The following is a 21276-nucleotide window of genomic DNA, read 5'->3' on the forward strand; positions in this document are numbered from 1 at the left end:
GGGATGGCGGCGCGGGCCAACGCATTGCGCGCCGCTTCGATCGACATCGTGATCGTGTCTTCATCGGGGCCGGGGACGCTCTTGGTTTCCACCGGCACCCCGTTTTGGCCATCGGTCCAGATGCGGGCAATCTCGCGGGCCGCGATCCGGTAGCGCGGGATGTACACGCCATAGCCGATGATGCCAACCGGTTGCTGAGGTTTCATCATAGAGGATGCTCCGTTCTCTTGGCGCAAAGCGCACCAAACGATGCTCGTCGCACAGCGACGAACCGCAGATCGGCAGCAGACGGCTGCCAAACAGGTCCACTCCTTATTTGGAAGACAAAAAACTTCTCTCCAACGCGAAGTATTGTTCGCGGTTAGGCAACGCTAGCGGCGGCCTGTTCGTCGTTGAGACAGGCCGCCGGAAGTTTAGGTATTAGTTCTTGGCGGGGTCGCCGGTGACAGGCCGGCCTTCGAGTTCGGCAATAATCTCTTCGGCGCGAGCCAACTTGATGTTGCGCTCGGCCACCATCCGGCGGGCGACTTCATCGACCAACGTGCCTGAAGCGCCGGCAGCCATTGCAATTTGGCGGGCATGCAACCCCATGTGGCCCTGCTGGATGCCTTCACAGGCCAGTGCGCGCATCGCAGCGAGGTTGTTGGCCAAGCCGGCAGCCACACAGACCTCGGCCAATTCGTTGGCGCTGCGCACGCCGAGCAGCTTGAGCGCTGCCTGCGCAGTCGGGTGAACTTTGGTCGCGCCGCCAACAATCCCGACCGAGAGCGGCATTTCGAGCGTGCCAACCAGATTGCCCTGCTCATCACGCTCCCAGTGCGAGAGTGAGGTGTAGTGACCGTTGCGGCTGGCGTAGGCATGCGCACCCGCCTCGACGGCGCGCCAGTCGTTGCCGGTCGCGACCAGCACCGGGTCAATGCCGTTCATAATGCCTTTGTTGTGGGTCGCGGCCCGGTAGGGGTCAACCGCGGCAAAGGCGTAGGCCCACAGAATGCCCTCCACCACCTCTTCGCCGCTGAGGCCATCGCGGGCTAGCGAGGCTGCCGGCACCACGCAGCGGGCGCGGGCCAGCCGGCGGTCGGTCAGATTCGAGAGAATGCGCAGATAGACCTTGCCACCGGTCATCTCGGCCAGTAGTGGCGCCACTGCTTCGGCCATGGTATTGACCGCATTGGCGCCCATCGCGTCGCGGCAATCGACGATCAGATGCACCACCAGCATCGGCCCCATTGGGCTAGTGGGGAAGAAGCGCACCTCAACATCACGCGCGCCGCCGCCGAGCGTCACTAGCGAACGGCTCTGCGCATTGGCGAGCGCCAAAATCTCTTCCTTGCGAGCAAGGATCGTCTGGCGCGCCTGATCTGGATGGGCGACATGCACCAACTGCACTTGTCCAATCATCAAAGGTTCGGTGCTGCTGGTCTCAAACCCGCCGCCATCGCGCACCATACGGGCGGCATAGCTCGCGCCAGCCACGATTGATGGCTCTTCCACCACCATCGGGATCAAGTAATCGCGCCCGTTGATGCGGAAGTTGGTGGCAATACCCAGCGGCAGGTTGTACGTGCCCACTACATTCTCGATCATCTTATCGGCGCGCTCAATCGTCAAAGCGCCGCCGCTGCCGCCGTGCAACGCGCGCAAATCTTCATCAACCAGTCCGTCGAAAGATTTGACCATCTGTAGGCGCTCGAACGGATTAAGTTGGTAGAAACCTTGTAGGCGAGAGTTCTTGGTCCCCATGCGAGGACTCCTCCTTATCTCAGGATATCTTCAGTCTTCGCTTTCTACGATATCACGATCGCCGTCAAAGATGGTTGAAAACAACTGTCAAAACCTATCATGAGCCTGTCTGAGGGCTGTCATGAGAGGATTTGAGCGCGATGAACGCCAGTTGTGGTACAATGAGAGGCGTGATGAGCAAACGTTTGTTCGTATTCTTTATCTGCTGGTGGTTGTTGTGGTTGAGCGCATGCGGCGCGGCGCTCCGATTGCCGTTGCCTGCCGACTTAGCCTTAACCGCAGCGCGCGGCCCGCAACAGATGGTCGCCTTCCTCTACCGTGACCAACAAGGTGTACGGCTAGTCAGCAGTCTCACTGTCAACACCGATCCCCCAGTCCCGCTGGAACCTCCTGAACAGCAGGTTTGGCTCGGCGAGGTTGATATGCCCGCCGGTTTAGCGTTGAGCGTAGCCGGTGATGTGCAATACGGAATGGTCATCGCGCAGGGAGATTGGCAACCTGCCGGCCAATATGGGCCGGGCGGGGTATGGCCGCACGCGCTGGTTTCGCCGCGCCTGCAACCGTTTACGCCGGCAACGGTTGCTCTGGCGGACTTGCTGAGCGATGCCCGTTATGAAGGGCAAGTAGTGCGGCTGCGGGCGGCGTTGATTGTTGCAAGCGGCGCGAGCCTGCTGGTCGAAGAGATTGGCCCCGGCGGGGTGCCGGCTGCGACTGCGCGCCAAGTCAAACTCCTCTACGGCGAGCGTGATCAAGCGCTGCTCGAACGCTTGCAGGCCAGCGGGGCTGCCCGCTTTGGCTATGTTGACGCCATTGGCCGGTGGAAACAGGGGCGGTTTGAACCGCTCTTGCTGACGCTGGCGCCGTAGTGTCTTCTATCGCAGGGGGAGTACACAACCTCCCCTCCCCCAGCGGGGGAGGGGCAAGGGGTGGGGGCCAACATCCCCCAGCGGGGGAGGGGCTGGGGGCATATCAGTGGTGAGGGGCAAGGGGTGGGGGCAATACCTCCAGCGCAAGCTGACGCCCTACCCCAACCCGGCCAGTGCAGCGCGCACCCGTTGCAGCAACTGTTGCAACGTAAACGGCTTGGCTAGCACGCAATCGCTTGGGAGGCTCACCGGTTCGTTGCCGGCATACGCCGACACATACAACACCCGCAGCTCCGGACGTTTGATGATAAGTTGGCGGTACAGCTCATCGCCGTTCATTGCGGGCAGCATGATATCGCTAATGAGCAGATCGATCGGCCCTTCGTAGCTCGTGGCGAGGCTCATGCCGTGTTCGGGATCCAGCGCCTCAAGCACGTGATACCCGTGCAGACGCAACACGCTGGCAATCAGGAGTAATACCTCTGGTTCATCTTCCACCACCAGCACCGTCTCGTGACCGGTTAGTTGCTCGCTGGTAGATAAGTCGCTCCTTGCCACCGGTGCAGCATTGACCAACGCCGGTAAATAGATGGTAAAGGTCGTGCCGTTGCCGGGGACGCTCTGCACGTCAATATGACCGCGGTGTTGCTTGACGATACCGAACACGGTGGCGAGACCAAGGCCGGTGCCTTGCCCTTGTGGTTTAGTAGTAAAGAATGGTTCAAAGATGCGGGGCAGAATGTCAGGATCAATCCCGCAGCCGGTATCTTGCACTTGCATCGCCACATAATCTCCGAGCGCAAGCGTAGGAAGATGCTGCGAAGTGTTGTTATCGATCCGCACCGGCGCAGTCGTGATCGTGATCGCGCCATTGCCCTCAATTGCGTCACGGGCATTGATCACTAAATTGAGCAGCACTTGTTCAATTTGACCCGCATCGGCAACAATCGGCCACAGATGAGGGCTAAGGTTCAGATGGATGGCGATCCGTTCACCAATCAAGCGCCGCAAAATCCCGGCAAAATCACTAATAATCTGATTGAGATTGACCGGCTTCATCTCGAACCGCTGGCGGCGGCTGAAGGCCAGAATCTGGCGGGTCAGCGCAGTAGCGCGAATGCCGGCGGCCCGGATCTGGTCAAAATCGGCGTATAATTCGCTATCGGGCGGCGCTTCGAGCAGCCCCATCTCGGCAAAGCCGATAATCGGCACCAGCAAGTTGTTGAGGTCGTGGGCGATACCGCTGGCCAACGCGCCAATCGCTTCTAGCTTCTGCGACTGGAAGAGCTGTTCGGTGAGCCGTTGCTGCTCTTCCTCCATCTGTTTACGATCGGTCAAATCGAGGTGCGCGCCGAGCATGTGGGTCGGTTGGCCGTGCTGATCGTAAATCAGCGCCGCTTGCGAGCGGATCCAGCGGTAGCTGCCATCTTTATGGCGGAGGCGAAACTCAAGCGCGAAATTGGGCCACGGTTGGCGCAGATAGCGGTTAATCGTGTTCAAGCAACGCTCGCGGTCATCGGGATGCAGCCGCTCTTCCCACACGGCGAAGGAATCAACCAGCTCATCAGCCTCATACCCAAGCTGCGTTTTCCATTCGGGCGAAAAAAAGACTCGATTGGTGGTCAGATCCCATTCCCACAAGCCGATGTGAGCTGACTGCACCGCGAGTTGCAGCCACATTTGGGCGCTGGTGAGCATCGACTGTTGCAACCGGTTGACTTCGAGTGCCAGCCGGCGCGCGCGGAGCAAAATCTCGATCCGGGCTTGTAATTCGGCTTTCTGGATCGGGCTAATGACCAATTCGTCAACCGTGCGCCAAAGATGGCGGGTGTGCAGTTGGACGTCGCGTCGGGTTGTGACGAGTAAAAAGGGTAAAAAGATGGGGTGGGCGGCGGCCCGGCGTTGCTGAATAGCCGTTTCGTGCCGGTCAAGGGCAGGGCCATCAACAATGCAGAGCTGGAACGGCTGCTGCAGATCGGCGACGTTTTGTCCTTCGATAATCTGATAGCGCGCTTGCAGCCAATTGCGCAGTTGGTTCCGGTTAGTAGTATTGGCCAATAGCAGCAAAATCGTATCGCCGGGCATTGGCGATCCTTTATAGCTTATCGACCCACGTTGGCATTCCGCTCAGGATGCCGCGCAGGTTAGTCAGTGGCTTGCCCACCTTGATCCCGTACTGCGAAATGGTAAACTCGCGCAGCGTCTTCTCAAAATCCCCTAACCGCTTCTTCAACACACCGATCGCCTTGCGCAGTTCGCCATCAATCTCTAAAAAGCGCAAGAAAATGATATTATCGCCCAAGTAACTCGCACCAATGTCAGTGACTTGAAAATCGCCGACGATACTATTCGTATCCATAATAAGAATGACAGTCACACCTCTGCTTTGCAGATATTTGCTCAGCGCGTGCAATTGGCTGATCAGATCTTCCCCTTGCATACAGAGCCGGTAGCCGGTGACGCTATCGATCATCACCATCTTTACTTGCTCTTGCTCGACATAATAACGCAAGTGTTGGGCGAATTCATCCGAGTTGTACTGCAACGGCTCGATCTTTTCCACCCGCAACAGCCGATGCGTCTGCATCGCGCGTACCGGAATGTTCACCGCTTCGCAGCGTTGCAGCATAATCTCGATCTCCTCCTCAAACGAGAAGACGATCGAGCGTTCGCCACGGCTGGCCGCTTCTTTCATAAATTGAAAGCCGAGCGTCGTTTTGCCAACGCCTGACGGGCCGGTGATGAGGGTGATGGTGCCGCGTTCGATGCCGCCGTTCATCAACTCATCCAACTCTGGCACGCCGGAAGGCATAGGGGTAAAGGCATGGCCGGGAATGAGTGGGCTGGGAATGATGCGCGGGAAGACCTGCAGGCCGCTATTGGTCAGTCGCATTGCGTGGTGACCGCTGATAAATGATGAGCCGCGCATTTTACTCACGCTGAGGTAACGCCCGCTTTGAGTTAATTCGAGGGTGATAATGCCGTCGGCGATGTACTGAAGATCATCATCGGGAAAGGCTGAACTATTCTCGGCGGAAAAGATCACGGTTGTTTGTTGTTCAGCCAGAAAGCGTAGGAATGAGATGACTTGCTTGCGGAACTGGAAGATATCCGGGGTGAGGTAGCGAAACTGCGTAATCGGGTCAAAAAAGACCCGGCTTGGTCGCAAGCGTTGCACCGTCTCGACGATTTGGCGCGTGATGGGCTCGCGTTCTACTTCCGCCGGCGAAAAAATATCGTAGATTTCGGTTTTGGCGAAGAAATCCGATGACGGGCTGAGATCAAGAATATGCACGTTGCTGAGGTCGATGCCGATGCGGGCTGCGTTGCGGCGAATTTTGCTTTCGGCCTCTTCGAGGCTGATAAAAAGTGCCGTTTCGCCATTGGCTGCGCCAGTTGCGAGAAAGTGCAGGCCGAGCGTTGTCTTTCCGGCGCCGGGGCCGCCGCGCACCAGATACGCATAGTGCGGAACCAACCCTCCGCCGATGATTTCGTCGAGGCCGGGGATGCCGGTGGTTAGGCGGTTCGCTGCTGCGTCGTTCATGAGTTGTCCCTTTGTCTAGGCGCGTAGTCGCTATGTTTATCCTAACGATTTGACCAATTCACGTCAAGAATGTAGTTGGCCAGCGCATCCCTTTCGCAGGATGGTGTAGCATGCAGGCGCAATGTGATCGTATGTGGGTGAAAGGAATGGTTCATGAACGAGCGAGTGCAGCGGTTGCGCGCCACGTTGGCAGAGCAGGGATTGCCGGCGATTCTGCTGACGGCGCCAACCAGCCGGCGGTATCTGAGCGGGTTTACCGGCAGCGCTGGCGCGTTATTGATCAGCGCCGAGGCAGCATTCTTGCTGACCGATGGCCGGTATACGGTGCGCGCGGCGGCCGAGGCGCCGGCGTTTACCTTGCGCGAAGTGCGCGCAGTGGTGAAACCGCTGCCAAAACTGGTCGCTGAGCTGGCGGCGGAATTGGGTCTGAGCCGGCTGGGTTTTGAAGCGGCAGCGATGACGGTAGCCGAGTATCAGCAGTTTGCGAAGGCGTTGGCTGAAACGGTTGAGCTGGTGGCAACCGAAAACATCGTGGAAGAGCTGCGCGTGGTGAAAGATGCTAGCGAGATTGAGGTATTGCGGCGAGCAGCAGCGATCACCGATGCAGCGCTGGCGGCAGTGTTGCCGGTGTTGGCGCCTGACATGACCGAGCGTGAGGCGGCGTGGCGCCTCGAAGTGGCGCTGCACGATCTGGGGGCCGATGGGCCTTCCTTCCCGATCATTGTTGCCGCTGGCCGCAATAGCGCCCGTCCGCATCACGAGCCGGGCCACGACGTGTTGGGTGAAGGCCAACCGATTATCATCGATATGGGGGCGCGGCTCGCTGGCTATCACGCCGATCTAACCCGCACGATCGTGCTGGGCCAACCCGACGACACCTTCCGCGCGGTGTATGCGGCGACGCTAGCCGCGCAGCAGACGGCGATCCGCGCATTGCGCCCCGGTTTGCCGTGGGCTGAGGCTGATGCGATTGCCCGCCGGGTGATCGAGGAGGCCGGCTACGCCCATGGCATTGCTCACAGCCTAGGCCATGGCGTAGGTTTGGTCATCCACGAGGCGCCATGGCTGCGGATCACCGCCCCCGATGCGCCGCCTAGCCCGCCGTTGCAAGCCGGTATGGTGACGTCGGTCGAACCGGGGATTTATTTGCCGGAGTGGGGTGGGGTACGGATCGAAGATTTGGCGCTTATTACTGATGACGGGTGCGAGGTGCTGTCGCAGGCGCCGCGCTAGAGCTGAAAAAGAAGGGCACAGCAGCGCTGTGCCCTTACGAGATGACGATGTGCGCGCCTAGCGCTTATACCTCGCGTACCGTGACCTTGGTCATCGTATCGCCTTGCTGGATAGCGTAAACGACGTCCATGCCAGACACCACCCGGCCAAACACGGTATGGCGGCCATTGAGGTGGGGTTGGGGGGTATGGGTAATGAAAAATTGGCTGCCATTGGTGTTGGGGCCGGCATTCGCCATCGAAATGACGCCAGCCTCGTGCTTGAGCGGGTTGCCCATCACCTCATCGGCGAAGCGATAGCCGGGGCCGCCGCTGCCGCGTCCGGTCGGGTCGCCACCCTGAATGACGAAATCCTTAATCACCCGATGGAAGGTGAGGCCATCGTAAAAGCCTTCGCGGGTGAGGAAAACAAAATTGTTGACCGTCATCGGCGCATGTTGCGGGTAGAGATCAAGCTCGATCGTGCCGCGGGTGGTCTCCATTGTCACCCGATAGGTCTTGGTGACATCAATCTGCATTGCGGGCGGGCTGCTCCACTGTTTAGCCACGGGTATGCTCCTCATTCTTCCAAGTACAGCGATTTTTCGTCATTGTACCATTGAATAGGGTGATCTGAGCGGGTTCTGTCTGCTAGTGGAGGGGGTTGCGTTGTTGCCGAAGGCGGCTCGCAATGACAGCAGGTCACGCATGTCATTGCGAGGGGGCGGAGCGCCCGAAGCAATCTCCCGCTTCAGCGGAGGATATGTCTGAGCGAATCGATCTCGTGCTCGCAGGGGATTGCTTCGCCGCGCGGAGCGCGGCTCGCAATGACACGAGGGGAGTGGGGGGCGTGGCCTTTTGTCATTGCGAGGGTGCGGAGCGCCCGAAGCAATCTCCTGCTGAGGCGATGACGAACGCTGGGTGGGTTCCGTCCGCTAGTGGGGGGATTAACGATGCGCACCATCCTGTTGCAGGCCGTGCGGTGGGTTCCGTCCGCTAATGGGGAGATTACTTCGCCGCCGGAGGCGGCTCGCAATGACAAGAGGGGCGATGGCTTCGCCGCAGGGGCCAGTACAGCGAGTTGGCCTTCGTGTGGCGCTTTTCCCCTCACCCTTCCCCCAACCGGCGGGTAGCGTAGGTAAGCTCTTTAGCAGTCGCGCTGGGGCAGTGGGTTTGGTCGAGGGTGGCGGCTTCGGCAATCGCTAGGGCGGCTAGTTCCGCTTCCCCAGCGTCGCGCAGGCGTGCCGCTAGTTGGCGCAATAGATGAGCTGCCGTCGCGTAGTCGCCTTGTTGGCGGGCAAGGTTGGCGCGCTGATGGAGGTGAGCGATGGCGGCGCGGGTGATAATCGGCAGTAAGGCGGGCGGCGGGTTAGGAGCTTGTAGCGCGTAGTCAGCGATGAGGTCGTGGTGTTGTTCGTGTTGGCCGCTGCTGAAGCGGAGGCGGGCTAGCCGGCGCTGACTGCCGGGCGGGCCGGGAGCGACGAGGAATTCGCAGAGCAATCGCACTGCTTCATCCCGGCGCAGATCACCGAGCGGCAGGGTCAAGCGCCGGCCATGCTCAGCGCTAAGCGGGGTTAGTACGCTCAGCGCGGGAGCAAGGCGGGTGATCCGGCGTAACGTTACCGTTTGCGGCAGCGCCATCTGCATGGTGATTGCTCGGGCTGAGGTCTCGCGGGCGCTTTCTAGCTCGGCGGCGATGATAGCCGGGATGTGGCTAGCGTCAAGCACGAAGCTGGCTCTCCCGCCACTGAGGTCGGCGAGTTGGGTGAGTAACGCTTCTTCAAAGGCGCCCCCCAAGCCGATTGTACTGATCGTAATGCCGCGCGCCGCCGCTTCGCGGGCCGCGGCGACGCACAGCGTAGCATCGGTGGTAAAGCCATCGGTGAGCAGCACCACTCGGCGCACTGCCGGCTCGTCGGTGACGACAAACTGGGCCAGCGCCAGTTGCAACCCTTGGGCAAGGTTGGTCGTTTCGCCGAGGCGCAGCGCCGGTAAGCGGGCAATCGCGGCAACCAGCTCGGCGCGGCGGTCGCCGGGGGTGCTTGGCGCCAGTACCATTGCATCGCTGGCGCAGGCGATCAGCGCCAGCCGGTCGGCCTGCTCCAACCGTTCGATCAGGCTATGCAGGGCGCGGGCGGTGTAGTCAATCGGGCTCGGGTAACGGGCGCGCATGTCATTCGCAAGCGGCGTACCCAATTGCCACACCGGCACCCCGTCAACCAATACCTCGTGCGCGCCGCTGCTGCGCACCAGCTCGCGAAACTGATCTTCATCGACGATTGGGATGCGCATCGAGCGGCTGGCGTCAGCCACGATTGCCAGATGCAGGGGCAGATCGCGATAACCATCGGCGGCAATTGCCAGATGGACATACGCCACTTGCGGTTGCGACAGGGCAGGCAAAGTTACCGGTTCAGGAGCGCAGCGCACCTGTAATGGCATACGCAACCCCCTTAGCGGCAATCGGCTGGTAATGGCGGATCGCTGAACGTCAATTCGAGTACTGCCCCGTTATTGTAAGTCGTGACGCGCCGGGTGCGGGTGATAGACTGCAACTGGTTTGATCCGGCCACCCGGATGCAGGAATCAACGCTGGTGACTTCGATCGTTTCACGAACACCGCCACGGGTAATGCCAATGATAAATTCTTGGGCCACGGCTAGCTTGACCGGTTGCAAAAAGCCGAGGCCGAGCAGGCTGATCGCTAGCATTGTGATCACAAAGAGCCAGAGAAGACAGCCGTTGGGGGCACGCCGTTTGGGGGGCGGCGATTTGGATTGGGTTGCTGGTTGTTGCTTACTCTGCTGACTGGCTGGTTGTTGCGCTGCCATACCTTCATTCCGTAACAATCTCTCAAAAGCGTCTATTCGTTTTCCGGCAATGGTTCAAGGTCAACCAGATGGGCGCCGGCGGCAACGCTCGCGCCGGCTTGATAGGGCAAGCGGCGCACAATGCCGGCATACGGCGCAACAACGGTGTGTTCCATCTTCATTGCTTCAAGCACCAAAAGCGGCTGGCCTTCGCGCACCTGCTCGCCAACGGCGACGTGCAGCCGCACAATTGTGCCCGGCATTGGCGCGTTGAAGCTGGCCGCATTCTGATCATTGGCGCGGCTGGCCGTATCGGCGGTGAGCGGCGCCGGACGGGAGAGGTGGTGGCTCTCGCCGCGCCATGCAATCTGCCAACCCTGATCGGCGCGGGCGAAAAAGAACTGCACCCGCTGCCCGTCGATCGTGAGAGCCAGTTCGTGATCGCCGCAGTGTACCAAAGCAACCTGCGCGTCCCAGTCATTCCCGCTGACCTGCCAGCCATCCACGCGCGGCGTCACCCGCAGCCGGTGCTCGCCGTGCGCGGTGAAGGTGAGCGGGATGGTATCGCCGCCAAGTCGCCAGACGGCGGCTAGCGGATCGCGGGCCGGCGGTTCGGCAGTGATGGTGAGGATCGCCGCTGCGATCAAGACCTCGCGCGGGGGCGGGCCGGGTGGCGGCACGATCCCTTCGTGTTCAGTCAGGAAGCCGGTATGGGTCGCGCCATCGGCAAAGGCCGGATGTTCGGCGATGGCCTGCAACAGCGGCAGGTTGGTGGGGGGGCCGAGCACCGCCATCTCGCGCAGAGCGCGGCGCAGGCGGGCGACCGCTTGCCGCCGGTCGGCCCCAGCTACGATCAGCTTAGCCAACAACGGATCGTAATGCACCGTCACCTCATCGCCGCTGGTCAAACCAGCATCAACCCGCACTCCCGGCCCCTGCGGCGGCACGAAGAGGGCGACCTTACCGATCGCCGGTAAATAGGTGCGCGGGTCTTCGGCGTACAACCGCACCTCGATCGCGTGGCCGCGCACCGTTATATCTTCTTGGCGGAGGGGGAGCGGCTCGCCGGCGGCAATCGCAATCTGCAAGTGAACGAGATCGTAGCCGCAGACAAACTCGGTCACGGGATGCTCCACTTGCAGCCGGGTATTCATCTCCAAAAAGTAGAATTCACCGTTAGGAGCGAGAATAAATTCAACCGTGCCGGCATTGACATAGCCGGCGGCGCGGGCAACCGCGACGGCAGCATTGCCCATTGCGGCGCGCAATGCCGGTGTCAGCGCCGGGGAAGGCGCCTCTTCAACCACCTTTTGGTGGCGGCGCTGGATCGAACAATCGCGCTCGCCGAGATGCACCACGTTGCCGTAGCGGTCGGCCAGCACCTGAATCTCGACGTGGCGCGGGCGCAGCACCAGCCGCTCGATGATCAGCCGGTCATCGCCAAAGGCAGCGCGCGCTTCGCGGCGCGCGCCTTCAATTGCTGCCGGCACCTCGGCCAGATCGCCGACCGAACGCATGCCTTTGCCGCCGCCGCCGGCGCTGGCTTTAATCAACAACGGCGTCCCGATCCGGCGCGCCTCGGCGATCAGGCGCTTGTCGCTCTGATCTTCGCCATCGTAGCCGGGCACGACCGGCACGCCGGCAGTTTGGGCCAGCAACCGCGCCTCGGCCTTGCCACCCATTGCCGCAATCGCGGCTGGCGGCGGGCCGATGAAGGTGATGCCGGCAGCAGCGCACTGTTCGGCGAGTTTAACACTCTCGCTGAGGAAGCCGTAGCCGGGATGGATGGCCTGCGCATTCAGTTTTAACGCCGCCTCGACAATCGCCTCAGCGCGCAGATAGCTCTGAGTGGCGGGAGGCGGCCCGATCAGCGCAGCGGCATCGGCCATGCGCACGTGCAGCGCTTTGGCATCGGCTTCGGAATAAACAACCACCGGGCTAATGCCCAATTCGCGGCAGGCGCGGATAATCCGCACTGCAATTTCGCCGCGGTTAGCGATCAAGATACGGTTGAACATGGGCGTAAGTTGGGCAAGACAGCTTCGCCAAACGCTTTAATCCATTCCACCTGATTGCGACCGACATTATGCACATAGATCTCGTCAAAGCCGAGATCGATAAACTGTTGGAGGTGGGCGCGGTGCTGGTCGAGATCGGACGAAATCAACACCCGTCCGCGAAAATCTTCGGGCCGCACCAGTTTGGCCATCGCGGCAAAATCTTCGGGCGAGCGAATATCTTGCTTGGGGAAGTTCATACCGCCGTTCGGCCATTGGTTCAGCGCATTCTGCAACGCCTCTTCATCGGTGGGAGCCCACGAGACATGCAATTGCAGCAGTTTCGGCATTTTATCAGGGTCTTTGCCGGCCTCGCGCGCGCCGGCAGCAAAATCGGCCAGAATCCGGCGCAGCTTCTCAGGCGCAGCCCCCGGTGTAATCAAGCCATCGCACGTCTTGCCCGCCCACCGCAGCGTCTGCGGGCCGGTGGCGGCGATATAGATCGGCACCGGCTGTTCCGGCAGCGTCCACAACCGCACCTTGTTCATCTGAAAATAGCGCCCGCGGTAGCGTGCCTCTTTGCCGCTCAGCAGCTTCTGAATTATCTCGGTCGCCTCTTGCAGCATCTCAAACCGCACCAGCGGTTCGGGCCACATTCCGCCGACGACATTCTCATTCAGCAACTCGCCGCTACCCAAGCCGAGCCAGAAGCGACCGGGGAACATCGCGCCAAGAGTGGCTGCCGCTTGCGCAATTACCGCCGGGTGAGTGCGGAATGAGGGGCAGGTCACCCCCGGCCCAAAGCGATGATTCGTCATCACGCCGAGCGCACCCATCCAACTGTAGACGAAGGCGTTGTGGCCTTGGGCCGGTACCCACGGTTGGAAGTGGTCGGCGGCCATCACGCCACGGAAGCCGTATTGCTCGGCGAGCCGGCAATGTTCGAGCAGTTCGTTGGGATGAAACTGTTCTAGCGCTGCGGATAGGCCAATCGTTGCCACAAGCGTTACCCTTAATTGTTTCAGGTGAAGTCTAGCGCATAGTATACCACGAGGCGGCGTGACGACGCATCATGGCGACGGTACAGCGATCGTAATCAGGCGGTGGGTCAATTCGACGTTTCCCTCGACAATCACCCGGTCGCCAATGCACGATACCAAGGTCAGCCGTTCATCGCCGGTGGGGAGAATGTATTGCACTTGATCGGGCGTTACCCGCTCTTTGCGCGCCACCACGTAGCGAAAGACGGCGCCGTCGGCGCTGTAGAGAAAGATCTCGCTGCCAATCGCTAACCGTTCTACATCGGCAAAAGGCGCGGGAATGTGCGGCGCTTTGCGGAAGCGTAAGACATGCCCCCAGAGCACAATGTTCTCGCCTCGGCCCGGCTTGGCGCTGTGGAGGTACCAGCCGACATCGTGATCGAGCACGATCGGCACATTGTTTTTGTCTAATCCAACCGGATACAAGGTGCGGTCGAGGTTAATGGCCGGAATGACCAGCCGCGTCGGGGTGCGGTCGCCGGTTGGCGGCGGGGTTGGCGCCAGCGTTGCGGTTGGTGATGGGGTTGGCGTCGGTTCGGCGGTGGGGGTAGCAGTAGGGGTTGCGGTTGGCGCAATGGTCGCCGTTGCGGTTGGGAGCGCGGTTGGTGTGGCGGTTGGCGTCGCCGTTGGTACACTAGTGAGCGCGGCGGTTGCGGTTGGTGATGACGCAGCTAGGGTTGCGGCATCAGTAGCGGCGACATTGCATGCGCTGAGCAAGCCGCCAGCCAGCAGGATCAGCAATAATAGTCGCGTCACGGATCACCTCAGTCCAGTTCATTGTCCCTCTGGTAGCCTACCACAAGTTGTTATGGCGTGCGGCGGTACAGCTGCCGCAGACAATTCTGGTGGCATTGCGAGGGAGTGGTGGCAGCCAGCCGCGCTGGGTGCTGCCCGACCGCAGTAATCTCCCGCTTGGGCTGCACAGGTTGAATAGCCACAAAAAGGCACAAAAACTATCCGTTTTTTGGGTCTTTTGGGTATCTTTGAGGCTATTTTGTTCGGCGCCCTCATCCCCCAACCCCTTCTCCCACCTAACGGCGGGAGCGAGGGAGGCGCTGGGTGGGCGGGAATGGCCACGAAAAGACACAAAAGACCCGAAAACGATCGAATTTTTGCGTCGTTTGTGTCTTTTTGTGGCTATTCTGCGCGGTGCTCACCCCCCGGCCCCGCTCCTACCTGACGGCGGGAGCGGGGGAGCTGCTGGGTGGGGGAATGGCTACGAACAGCCGCAAAAGACCCGAAAACGATCGGAATGTTTGTGTCTTTTGTGTATCTTTGCGGCTATTCTTCCTAGCGCCTCTCCCCGCGGCTCGCAATGACACAAGCATTATGTTGTACTATACCTCTGGCAGAATCATTACGACGCTTCACGTTGACACCTATGCGCACATTGACCGTCCACCATCTGGGTTTCATGGAGTACACCGCCGCGTGGGAGGTGCAGCGCCAGTTGGCCCGCCAACGTTCGAGCGGCCAGATCGGCGATACCCTGCTCTTGGTTGAGCACCCGCCGGTGATTACGCTCGGTAATAAGGCCCGTCCTGACCACATTCGCGCTGCGCCGGAGGAGCTAGCGGCGCGCGGGGTAGCCGTCGTGCAGAGCGATCGCGGCGGTGAAGTGACCTATCACGCGCCGGGGCAACTGGTCGCCTACCCGATTTTCAAGCTCTCGCAGCACGGCAGCGATGTCGGGCGCTATGTGCGCGGCTTGGAGGAGAGCGTGATCCGTGTGTTGACCAGCTACGGCATCACCGGCGAGCGGGTTGCCGGCTTGACCGGCGTGTGGGTGCGCGGCGGTGCGGCTAAAATCTGCGCAATCGGTGTGAAGCTCAGTGCGAGCGGGGTGACGACCCACGGATTGGCGCTGAATGTCGATCCCGATCTGAGCGGGTTTGATCTGATCGTGCCCTGTGGCATCACTGATCGCGGCGTCACTTCGTTGGCCGCCGAGTATGGCGTGGCGCCGCCGCTGGCCGAGGTGGCCGAGCGGCTGGTCGGGCAGATCGGTGAGGTGTTTGATCTGCGACCAGTCGTGACGGTGCAACAAAGCGTCTGATCGGGTTGCCTATCGTGCGGTACAATACAACAGCAATATCGAATTATAGCTGATCGCCCGCTAGCGGCGGTCACTGGAAGGCGAGAGCGTCAATGGCAGAACTGATACCGCTCAGCGAGGTTGGGGTGACGAATACCACACCTGCCGCCTCCAACCGGCCCCGCCGGCCCGAATGGCTCAAGGCCCGCGCCCCCGGCGGCGCTAACTATCACGATGTGCTGCGCCTCATGCGCGAGAAAGGTCTCAATACCGTCTGCGAAGAGGCGCGCTGTCCGAATATCGGCGAGTGTTGGAGCCATCGCACGGCGACGTTCTTGCTGCTCGGCGATACCTGCACCCGCGGCTGCCGCTATTGCGCCATCGGCAAAGGCAAACCCAAGCCGATTGACGAGGAAGAGCCGGAGCGGGTGGCCGAGTCAGTGGCCCATCTGAAGCTGAAGTTTGCCGTGCTGACCTCGGTCAACCGCGACGATGTGCCCGACGGCGGCGCGCATATCTTTGCCCGCACGATTGAGTTGATCCGGCAGAAGGTGCCCGATTGCAAGGTTGAGGTGCTGATTCCCGACTTCGACGGCAATTGGGACGCGCTAGCGATGGTGTTGGACGCCGAGCCGGATGTGCTGAACCATAATATCGAAACGGTGCCGCGGCTGTTTCGCCGGTTCCGCCCGCGGGCCAAGTTTGAGCAGAGCATCGAACTCTTGGCGCGAGCGCGCGCTGCTCGTCCGCATTTGGTGACGAAGAGCGGGATGATGGTCGGCGCTGGCGAGACGAATGAAGAGGTGTACGAGGTGATCGATCGGCTACGTGAAGCCGATGTCAATGTGTTGACCATTGGCCAATACCTTGCCCCCGACGCCAGCTATTGGCCGGTGCATCGCTACGTCACCCCCGCCGAGTTCGCCGATTTCCGGGCCTATGCGCTGGCGCGCGGCTTCCGCCACGTGGAGAGCGGCCCGCTCGTGCGCTCAAGCTACAATGCCCATCTGCACGTCGGCGCGGCCCAGCATTAAGGCGAGAGTGGGGAGTAGTCGTTAAAAGTCTTGTGGCTATTCCCCACACCCATTGCGCCTGAGCGCCACTGCGTTTATCATTTTGCCTATCATTGCAATGAGGTGATTTCGGCGGCGCGGGCCGGGTTTGCGCCGCCGCTGCTAGAAACGAAAGGACTGTTCCGTGAGCGAGCAAGTATACGATCTGGTCGTGCTGGGATCGGGGCCGGGCGGCTATGTTGCTGCCATCCGCGCCGCCCAACTCGGCATGAAGACGGCGATTGTCGAGGTCAATGCGCTTGGCGGCGTGTGTCTGAATATCGGCTGCATCCCAACCAAAGCGTTGCTCCACAGCGCCGATTTGCTTGAAGAGGTGAAAGAAGCCAAGCGGTTTGGCGTGATGGTTGAGAACATTGGCTTCGAGCTGGCCGGCGCGATGAAGCACAAAGACACGGTGGTCAAGCAGAGCACCGATGGCGTCGCCTTTTTGATGAAGAAGAACAAGATTGAAGTGGTGGCGGGCCGGGGCCGGCTGATCGGGCGCGGCCAAGTGCATGTGCAGTTGAACGAAGGCGGCGAGCGGGTGCTGACGGGCAAGCAGATCATCGTCGCCACCGGCGGTCGCCCGCGACCCTTCCCCGGCGTGCCGTTCGACGGCGAGCGAGTGCTCTCTTCGACCGATATGCTCAACCTCAAGGCGACGCCGCGCAGCTTGTTGGCGATTGGCGCTGGTGCGATCGGGGTTGAGTTCGCCTCGATGTTCCGCTCATTCGGTAGCGAAGTGACAGTGGTCGAGGCGCTGCCGCGGATTGTGCCCAACGAAGACGAAGAGGTCAGCGCCGAGTTGACCAAGGCCTTTCAGCGCCGCGGCATCAAGACGCTGGCCGGCGCCAAGGTCGAGAGCATTGATGTCGGTGGCGAGCAGGTGGTGGTAACGGTAGTCGATAGCGCTGGCAAGCCGCAGCAGATCGCGGTTGAGAAGCTGCTAGTTTCGATCGGCATCGCCCCCAACACCGAGAACATTGGGCTGGAGGAGGTGGGGGTCAAGGTCAATAGCCGCGGCTTCATCGAGACCGACGGCTTCCTCCGCACCAGCGCCGAGGGCGTCTATGCGATCGGCGACTGCACTGCCAACACGCCATGGCTGGCCCACAAGGCTAGTGCCGAAGGCATTCTAGCCGTTGAGCACATGGCTGGCCATCACGTCACCCCAATCGATTATGGCAAGATTGCAGCCTGCACCTACTGCAATCCCGAAATCGCCAGCGTTGGCCTAACCGAAGCCAAAGCCCGCGAACGCGGTTATCAGGTCAAGGTTGGCAAGTTCCCCTTCTCGGCCAACGGCAAGGCCCGCGTGCTTGGTCAAACCCGCTTCGGCTTCATCAAACTGGTCGCCGAAGCCCAATACGGCGAAATCTTGGGTGTTCACATGATCGGCCCGCGCGTCACCGAAATGATCGCCGAAGGCGGCATCGCTCTCAGCCACGAAGCCACCGGCGAGAGCATGATGCAGACCATCCATGCCCACCCGACGCTCTACGAAGCGATTGGCGAAGCGGCCCATGCCTTGGTGCATGGCGCACCGATCCATTTGTAGGGTGTCGTTGACTACAGCGAGCGCCGAGGCAGACACCACGTCTGATCGAGCATAGGCGCTTACCGCTGTGCAGGGAACCCGGCCCTTCAGGGCCGGGCTACGGTGACGAAGCCCGCTGCGCGGGCTGCTGGCCCTCACCCCCAACCCCCTCTCCCACCTCACGGCGGGAGAGGGGGAGCCGCTTGGTGGGCGATAACGACAGTGCTCTTGTGAAACGCAGCAGCGCCCCTCTCCCGCGCCAGTGGGAGAGGGGCTGGGGGTGAGGGTACGTACCCCTCCCCCAGCGGAGGAGGGGCCGGAGGTGGGGGCACAATCCCTCATTGAAAGAGGAGCGAGGGATGGGCGCGAACCATCGCTCGCTTGCCTGTTGTCATTGCGAGGGGGCGCAGCGCCCGAAGCAATCCCCCGCTTCGGCGGAAGGCATGCCTGAGCGGGTACAACCCGTGCGCAATATAGTCAATAGATCTTAAGCACGTGTTAAACCCTCTCGCCTCAATCGCCTGCTCGACCTCACATCGCATTGCGGTATCATAGCCGGTGGCAGGTTCACTGCCGCCAGTTTCGTTCTCTTGCCCCAACCTAGAATGACGTTGTATGCGCCAACGAATGTTCTTGCTAACGCTTGTCGTGATTCTCACCGGCTGTGGCCGGTCTTACATCCCCGAACCGACGCTAGCGCCTGCCGGTGCGCCGGTACAGGTGCAGTATCTATTGCCGCCTACCTTTGCCGATGATTATGAAGTGCTGCCCGAACCGGCGCCGGTGGCCGATGAGCAGGGCTTTCTGGTCGCCATCCGTCCGCGCGGCGGCACGGCGACGATTACCATCGGCGGCGGCGCGCCAGCGCGCACAGTGTGGGAGCAGAACCAGCCGGTGGCGGGGAGTGATCGGGTGAAGCCCTATCTGCTGCGCGGTGCGCGCGGGGTGAAGGTGATCGACCCCGGTTTGGTGACTATGGCGTGGGTGGCCGATGGAGTGCCCTATTTCGTCTCGGTGACAACCATAGACGACAAAACGGTCGAGGTGTTCACCAATGCGCTGGCCGTCTACGATCTGAACGCATGGCGGAGCCGGGTAGGGAAGTAGGGAGATAGGGAGTGGCGAACATCCTGCTTCCCACTCTCTATTCCCTACTCCCTCTTTGCTGTGGCTTGCATCAGTTCCCACAGCGCCGCCACATCAGCATGCTCGGTTGGCTCGGCGCCAATGCTAATCCGCGCCATCCAACGACCGTCGAGGATGGCCGGCGTCAAGTAGGCCGCGCCGCTGGCGTTGATCGCACCCACCCAGCGCAGGGTATGGCGGTCGAGATCTTCGCCGCTTAGACCCGGCGGTTCGTGGCGGACACAAACGGTTTGTAACAGCGCCGGCGCTAGTCGCCGCCAGTGCGGCGTCGCGTCGATCTGCTCCGCCAGCCAGCGGGCATTGGCGAGATCACGGCGCAAACGGGTGCGCAGGCCCTCGGCCCCTTCGCAGCGCAACAGAAAGAAGAGCTTGAGCGCGCGGAAGCGCCGGCCCAGCGGGATGCCCCAGTCGCGGTAGTTGGTAACAGCGCCGTCGGCGCTAGTTTGCAGATAGCTGGGATTGGTTGACATAACTCTAATGAGGTGCTGCGGGTCGCGCACGTAGTAGAGCGAGCAATCGAACGCCGCCCCCAGCCACTTATGCGGGTTCAGCACCAAGCTGTCGGCCTGCTCAATCCCCTGCCAGAGCGGGCGGCATTCGGGCAAGATCATCGCCGAGCCGGCCATCGCCGCATCGACGTGCAGCCAAATCCCTTCGCGCCGGCAAATCGCGCCGATCGGTTCGAGCGGATCGCAGGCAGTGGTCGCGGTGGCACCGGTGCTGGCGACGACGGCGCACGGCACTCTGCCAGCGGCGCGGTCGGCGGCGATTGCGGCTTCGAGCGCATCGACCCGCAGGGCGAAGGCTTCATCCACCGGCAACAGGCGCAGATTGTCGCGGCCAAACCCGGCCAGCAGCGCCGCCTTCTCCACCGAACTGTGGCTCTGGGTCGAGGCATAGACCACCAGCGGCTGTGGCAGCACCTGCAAGCCGCCGCGCGCTTGGCTATGGTCGCTGGCCCGTTCGCGGGCGCAGAGCAGCGCCACCAAGGTACTGGTACTGGCCGTATCCTGAATCACCCCGCGCCACGCCTCGCTCAACCCCAACAACTGCCGCATCCAATCGGTCGTCAGCTCTTCCAGCTCGGTGAGGGGCGGGCTGGCCTGCCAATTCAACCCCAACTGGCCCAACCCACCGCTCAGCATATCACCCAACAGCGAAGCGAGACTGGCGTTAGCGGGGAAGTAGCCGAAAAAGCGCGGGTGCTGCCAATGCGAGAGGCGCGGCATGATGAGCTGCTCGACATCGGCCAAAATCGCCTCTGGTGGTTCGGGATGTTCAGGAGGGGTCGCCGGCAACTGGCTGCGCACCTCGCCGGGACGGGCCTGCGACCAGACCGGACGGCTGGCGATGGTGGCGCGGTAATCGGCGATCAGGTCAATGATTTGATACCCAAGACGGCGAAATTCATCAGGATGCATGGCATCTTCCTGTCTATCACAGGGTGAACCACCTTGGAGAGCCGCGCGGCGCCATAATGGCCAACCGGTCAGGCTGGCTGATATGATACCAAAAACCAACCGGGCCGCGCGTTGAGGGACAGTTGTTTGGGGGGTGTTGTGGGTTCCGCACCCGAACCACCTAGCCGGGGCACAGCACTGACTGGCACGCTGGTTGCAAATGCCTTTGGAATCAGCGATCTTTAGTTGGCGAGTAGTCGTTTGGGTTGTTGTTCGCCGCTCTAGGGAGGCCGCAGCATAGCAGGCTAGGATTCGCGGAGTTGGTCGGCAAGCGATCGCAGGTGGACAGCGAGTTCGGCTCACTCGTATCCACGATATTGGACACTGATAGCGGCCCAGTGCGCCCGCTCTGCGAGGATTGCTACTAGCAGCAGTATAAGCTTTTTGAAACCAGCGTGTCAGCCGAAAGGTTAGGTTCTATCGTGTTACGGAGCATAATGCAGCAGCGGGCAGATACATACGCTTACTACAAGCTGTTGCAGATTAAGTTTCCATTCTTTGTTCCCAGTATCGTTTAACTCGCTCAAAGTGAGCAATTCTGTCCTTGGTTTTCCCAATTTCCTTCGGATAAAATTCAAGCATGATATCGCATAACTCGATCATCCATTTCTTTTGGGAATAACCTTCGTTGATATTAACGACGTTTGCATTCGCTATCTGTATCCAAGCGCACCAATTGTCAAGCAGTCCCACCTAAGAAACTCGATTGGAAGAAAATGCGCTTGCTTTACTTTCACTTTCGTTCCTTCGACGGTATATTTAACTGAGGTTTTGCACAATCGAGAGGGGGTTGCCAAGGGTAGTAGAATGGAGGCATCAGGACGCGGTTGAGGCG

16 protein-coding genes and 1 pseudogene are annotated in these 21276 nt (G+C 60.8%); 6 read left to right on the forward strand and 11 right to left on the reverse strand.

What is annotated here, in order from left to right:
- Positions 1-209 (reverse strand): annotated as a pseudogene (locus U9R81_RS11985) (hydroxymethylglutaryl-CoA synthase); the annotation flags it as partial.
- Positions 210-420: 211 nt separating this feature from the next.
- Positions 421-1743, reverse strand: coding sequence for a hydroxymethylglutaryl-CoA reductase, degradative (locus tag U9R81_RS11990; protein ID WP_322495683.1), 1323 nt, complete (start codon positions 1741-1743; stop codon positions 421-423).
- Positions 1744-1916: 173 nt separating this feature from the next.
- Here U9R81_RS11990 and U9R81_RS11995 point away from each other — a divergent pair, with 173 nt between their 5' ends.
- On the forward strand, positions 1917-2609 hold the full coding sequence (locus U9R81_RS11995) for a hypothetical protein (RefSeq protein WP_322495684.1): 693 nt from the start codon (positions 1917-1919) through the stop codon (positions 2607-2609).
- Between the two features lie 156 nt (positions 2610-2765).
- Here U9R81_RS11995 and U9R81_RS12000 read toward each other — a convergent pair whose 3' ends face one another.
- Entirely contained in the window at positions 2766-4694 is a 1929-nt protein-coding gene (locus U9R81_RS12000; protein WP_322495685.1) for an ATP-binding protein, read from the reverse strand.
- A gap of 10 nt (positions 4695-4704) precedes the next feature.
- Positions 4705-6153 carry an ATPase domain-containing protein gene (locus tag U9R81_RS12005; RefSeq protein ID WP_322495686.1) on the reverse strand — a complete coding sequence of 483 codons (1449 nt, stop codon included), beginning with the start codon at positions 6151-6153 and terminating at the stop codon, positions 4705-4707.
- A gap of 153 nt (positions 6154-6306) precedes the next feature.
- Here U9R81_RS12005 and U9R81_RS12010 point away from each other — a divergent pair, with 153 nt between their 5' ends.
- Positions 6307-7386 carry a Xaa-Pro peptidase family protein gene (locus U9R81_RS12010; protein ID WP_322495687.1) on the forward strand — a complete coding sequence of 360 codons (1080 nt, stop codon included), beginning with the start codon at positions 6307-6309 and terminating at the stop codon, positions 7384-7386.
- A 64-nt stretch (positions 7387-7450) separates the two neighbouring features.
- Here the strand turns inward: U9R81_RS12010 and U9R81_RS12015 are convergent, their stop codons facing one another.
- The 6 genes from U9R81_RS12015 to U9R81_RS12040 form a co-directional block, all read right to left on the reverse strand.
- Positions 7451-7933 (reverse strand): peptidylprolyl isomerase, encoded by a 483-nt coding sequence (locus U9R81_RS12015; protein WP_322495688.1) that lies wholly within the window; start codon positions 7931-7933, stop codon positions 7451-7453.
- 538 nt (positions 7934-8471) lie between these two features.
- A complete protein-coding gene (locus tag U9R81_RS12020; protein WP_322495689.1) occupies positions 8472-9806 on the reverse strand; it encodes a vWA domain-containing protein in 1335 nt (444 codons plus the stop codon).
- Positions 9807-9817: 11 nt separating this feature from the next.
- Positions 9818-10195: a hypothetical protein gene (locus U9R81_RS12025; RefSeq protein WP_322495690.1), complete on the reverse strand. Its 378-nt coding sequence runs from the start codon at positions 10193-10195 to the stop codon at positions 9818-9820.
- Between the two features lie 32 nt (positions 10196-10227).
- Positions 10228-12192 carry an acetyl-CoA carboxylase biotin carboxylase subunit gene (locus tag U9R81_RS12030; RefSeq protein ID WP_322495691.1) on the reverse strand — a complete coding sequence of 655 codons (1965 nt, stop codon included), beginning with the start codon at positions 12190-12192 and terminating at the stop codon, positions 10228-10230.
- The gene (locus tag U9R81_RS12035) at positions 12174-13172 is read right to left on the reverse strand and encodes a TIGR03557 family F420-dependent LLM class oxidoreductase (protein ID WP_322495692.1); all 999 of its coding nucleotides are present in this window, start codon (positions 13170-13172) and stop codon (positions 12174-12176) included. Before U9R81_RS12035 ends, U9R81_RS12030 begins: the two co-directional genes overlap by 19 nt.
- Positions 13173-13241: 69 nt before the next feature.
- Positions 13242-13967 carry a class F sortase gene (locus U9R81_RS12040; protein ID WP_322495693.1) on the reverse strand — a complete coding sequence of 242 codons (726 nt, stop codon included), beginning with the start codon at positions 13965-13967 and terminating at the stop codon, positions 13242-13244.
- A gap of 625 nt (positions 13968-14592) precedes the next feature.
- On the opposite strand from U9R81_RS12040, the gene lipB reads away from it, so the two are divergent.
- The 4 genes from lipB (at position 14593) to U9R81_RS12060 (ending at position 18942) form a co-directional block, all read left to right on the forward strand.
- On the forward strand, positions 14593-15267 hold the full coding sequence (gene lipB / locus U9R81_RS12045) for a lipoyl(octanoyl) transferase LipB (protein ID WP_322495694.1): 675 nt from the start codon (positions 14593-14595) through the stop codon (positions 15265-15267).
- Positions 15268-15359: 92 nt separating this feature from the next.
- Positions 15360-16280 carry a lipoyl synthase gene (lipA, locus tag U9R81_RS12050; RefSeq protein WP_322495695.1) on the forward strand — a complete coding sequence of 307 codons (921 nt, stop codon included), beginning with the start codon at positions 15360-15362 and terminating at the stop codon, positions 16278-16280.
- Positions 16281-16443: 163 nt separating this feature from the next.
- The gene (gene lpdA, locus U9R81_RS12055; protein WP_322495696.1) at positions 16444-17856 is read left to right on the forward strand and encodes a dihydrolipoyl dehydrogenase; all 1413 of its coding nucleotides are present in this window, start codon (positions 16444-16446) and stop codon (positions 17854-17856) included.
- Between the two features lie 594 nt (positions 17857-18450).
- Positions 18451-18942, forward strand: a complete 492-nt coding sequence (locus tag U9R81_RS12060; RefSeq protein ID WP_322495697.1) for a hypothetical protein — start codon at positions 18451-18453, stop codon at positions 18940-18942.
- Positions 18943-18986: 44 nt separating this feature from the next.
- Here U9R81_RS12060 and U9R81_RS12065 read toward each other — a convergent pair whose 3' ends face one another.
- A complete protein-coding gene (locus tag U9R81_RS12065; protein ID WP_322495698.1) occupies positions 18987-20402 on the reverse strand; it encodes a pyridoxal phosphate-dependent decarboxylase family protein in 1416 nt (471 codons plus the stop codon).
- Between the last annotated feature and the right edge of the window lie 874 nt (positions 20403-21276).

The sequence above is a fragment of the Chloroflexus sp. genome (genome assembly GCF_034435895.1).
In the GTDB taxonomy this organism is placed as follows: domain Bacteria; phylum Chloroflexota; class Chloroflexia; order Chloroflexales; family Chloroflexaceae; genus Chloroflexus.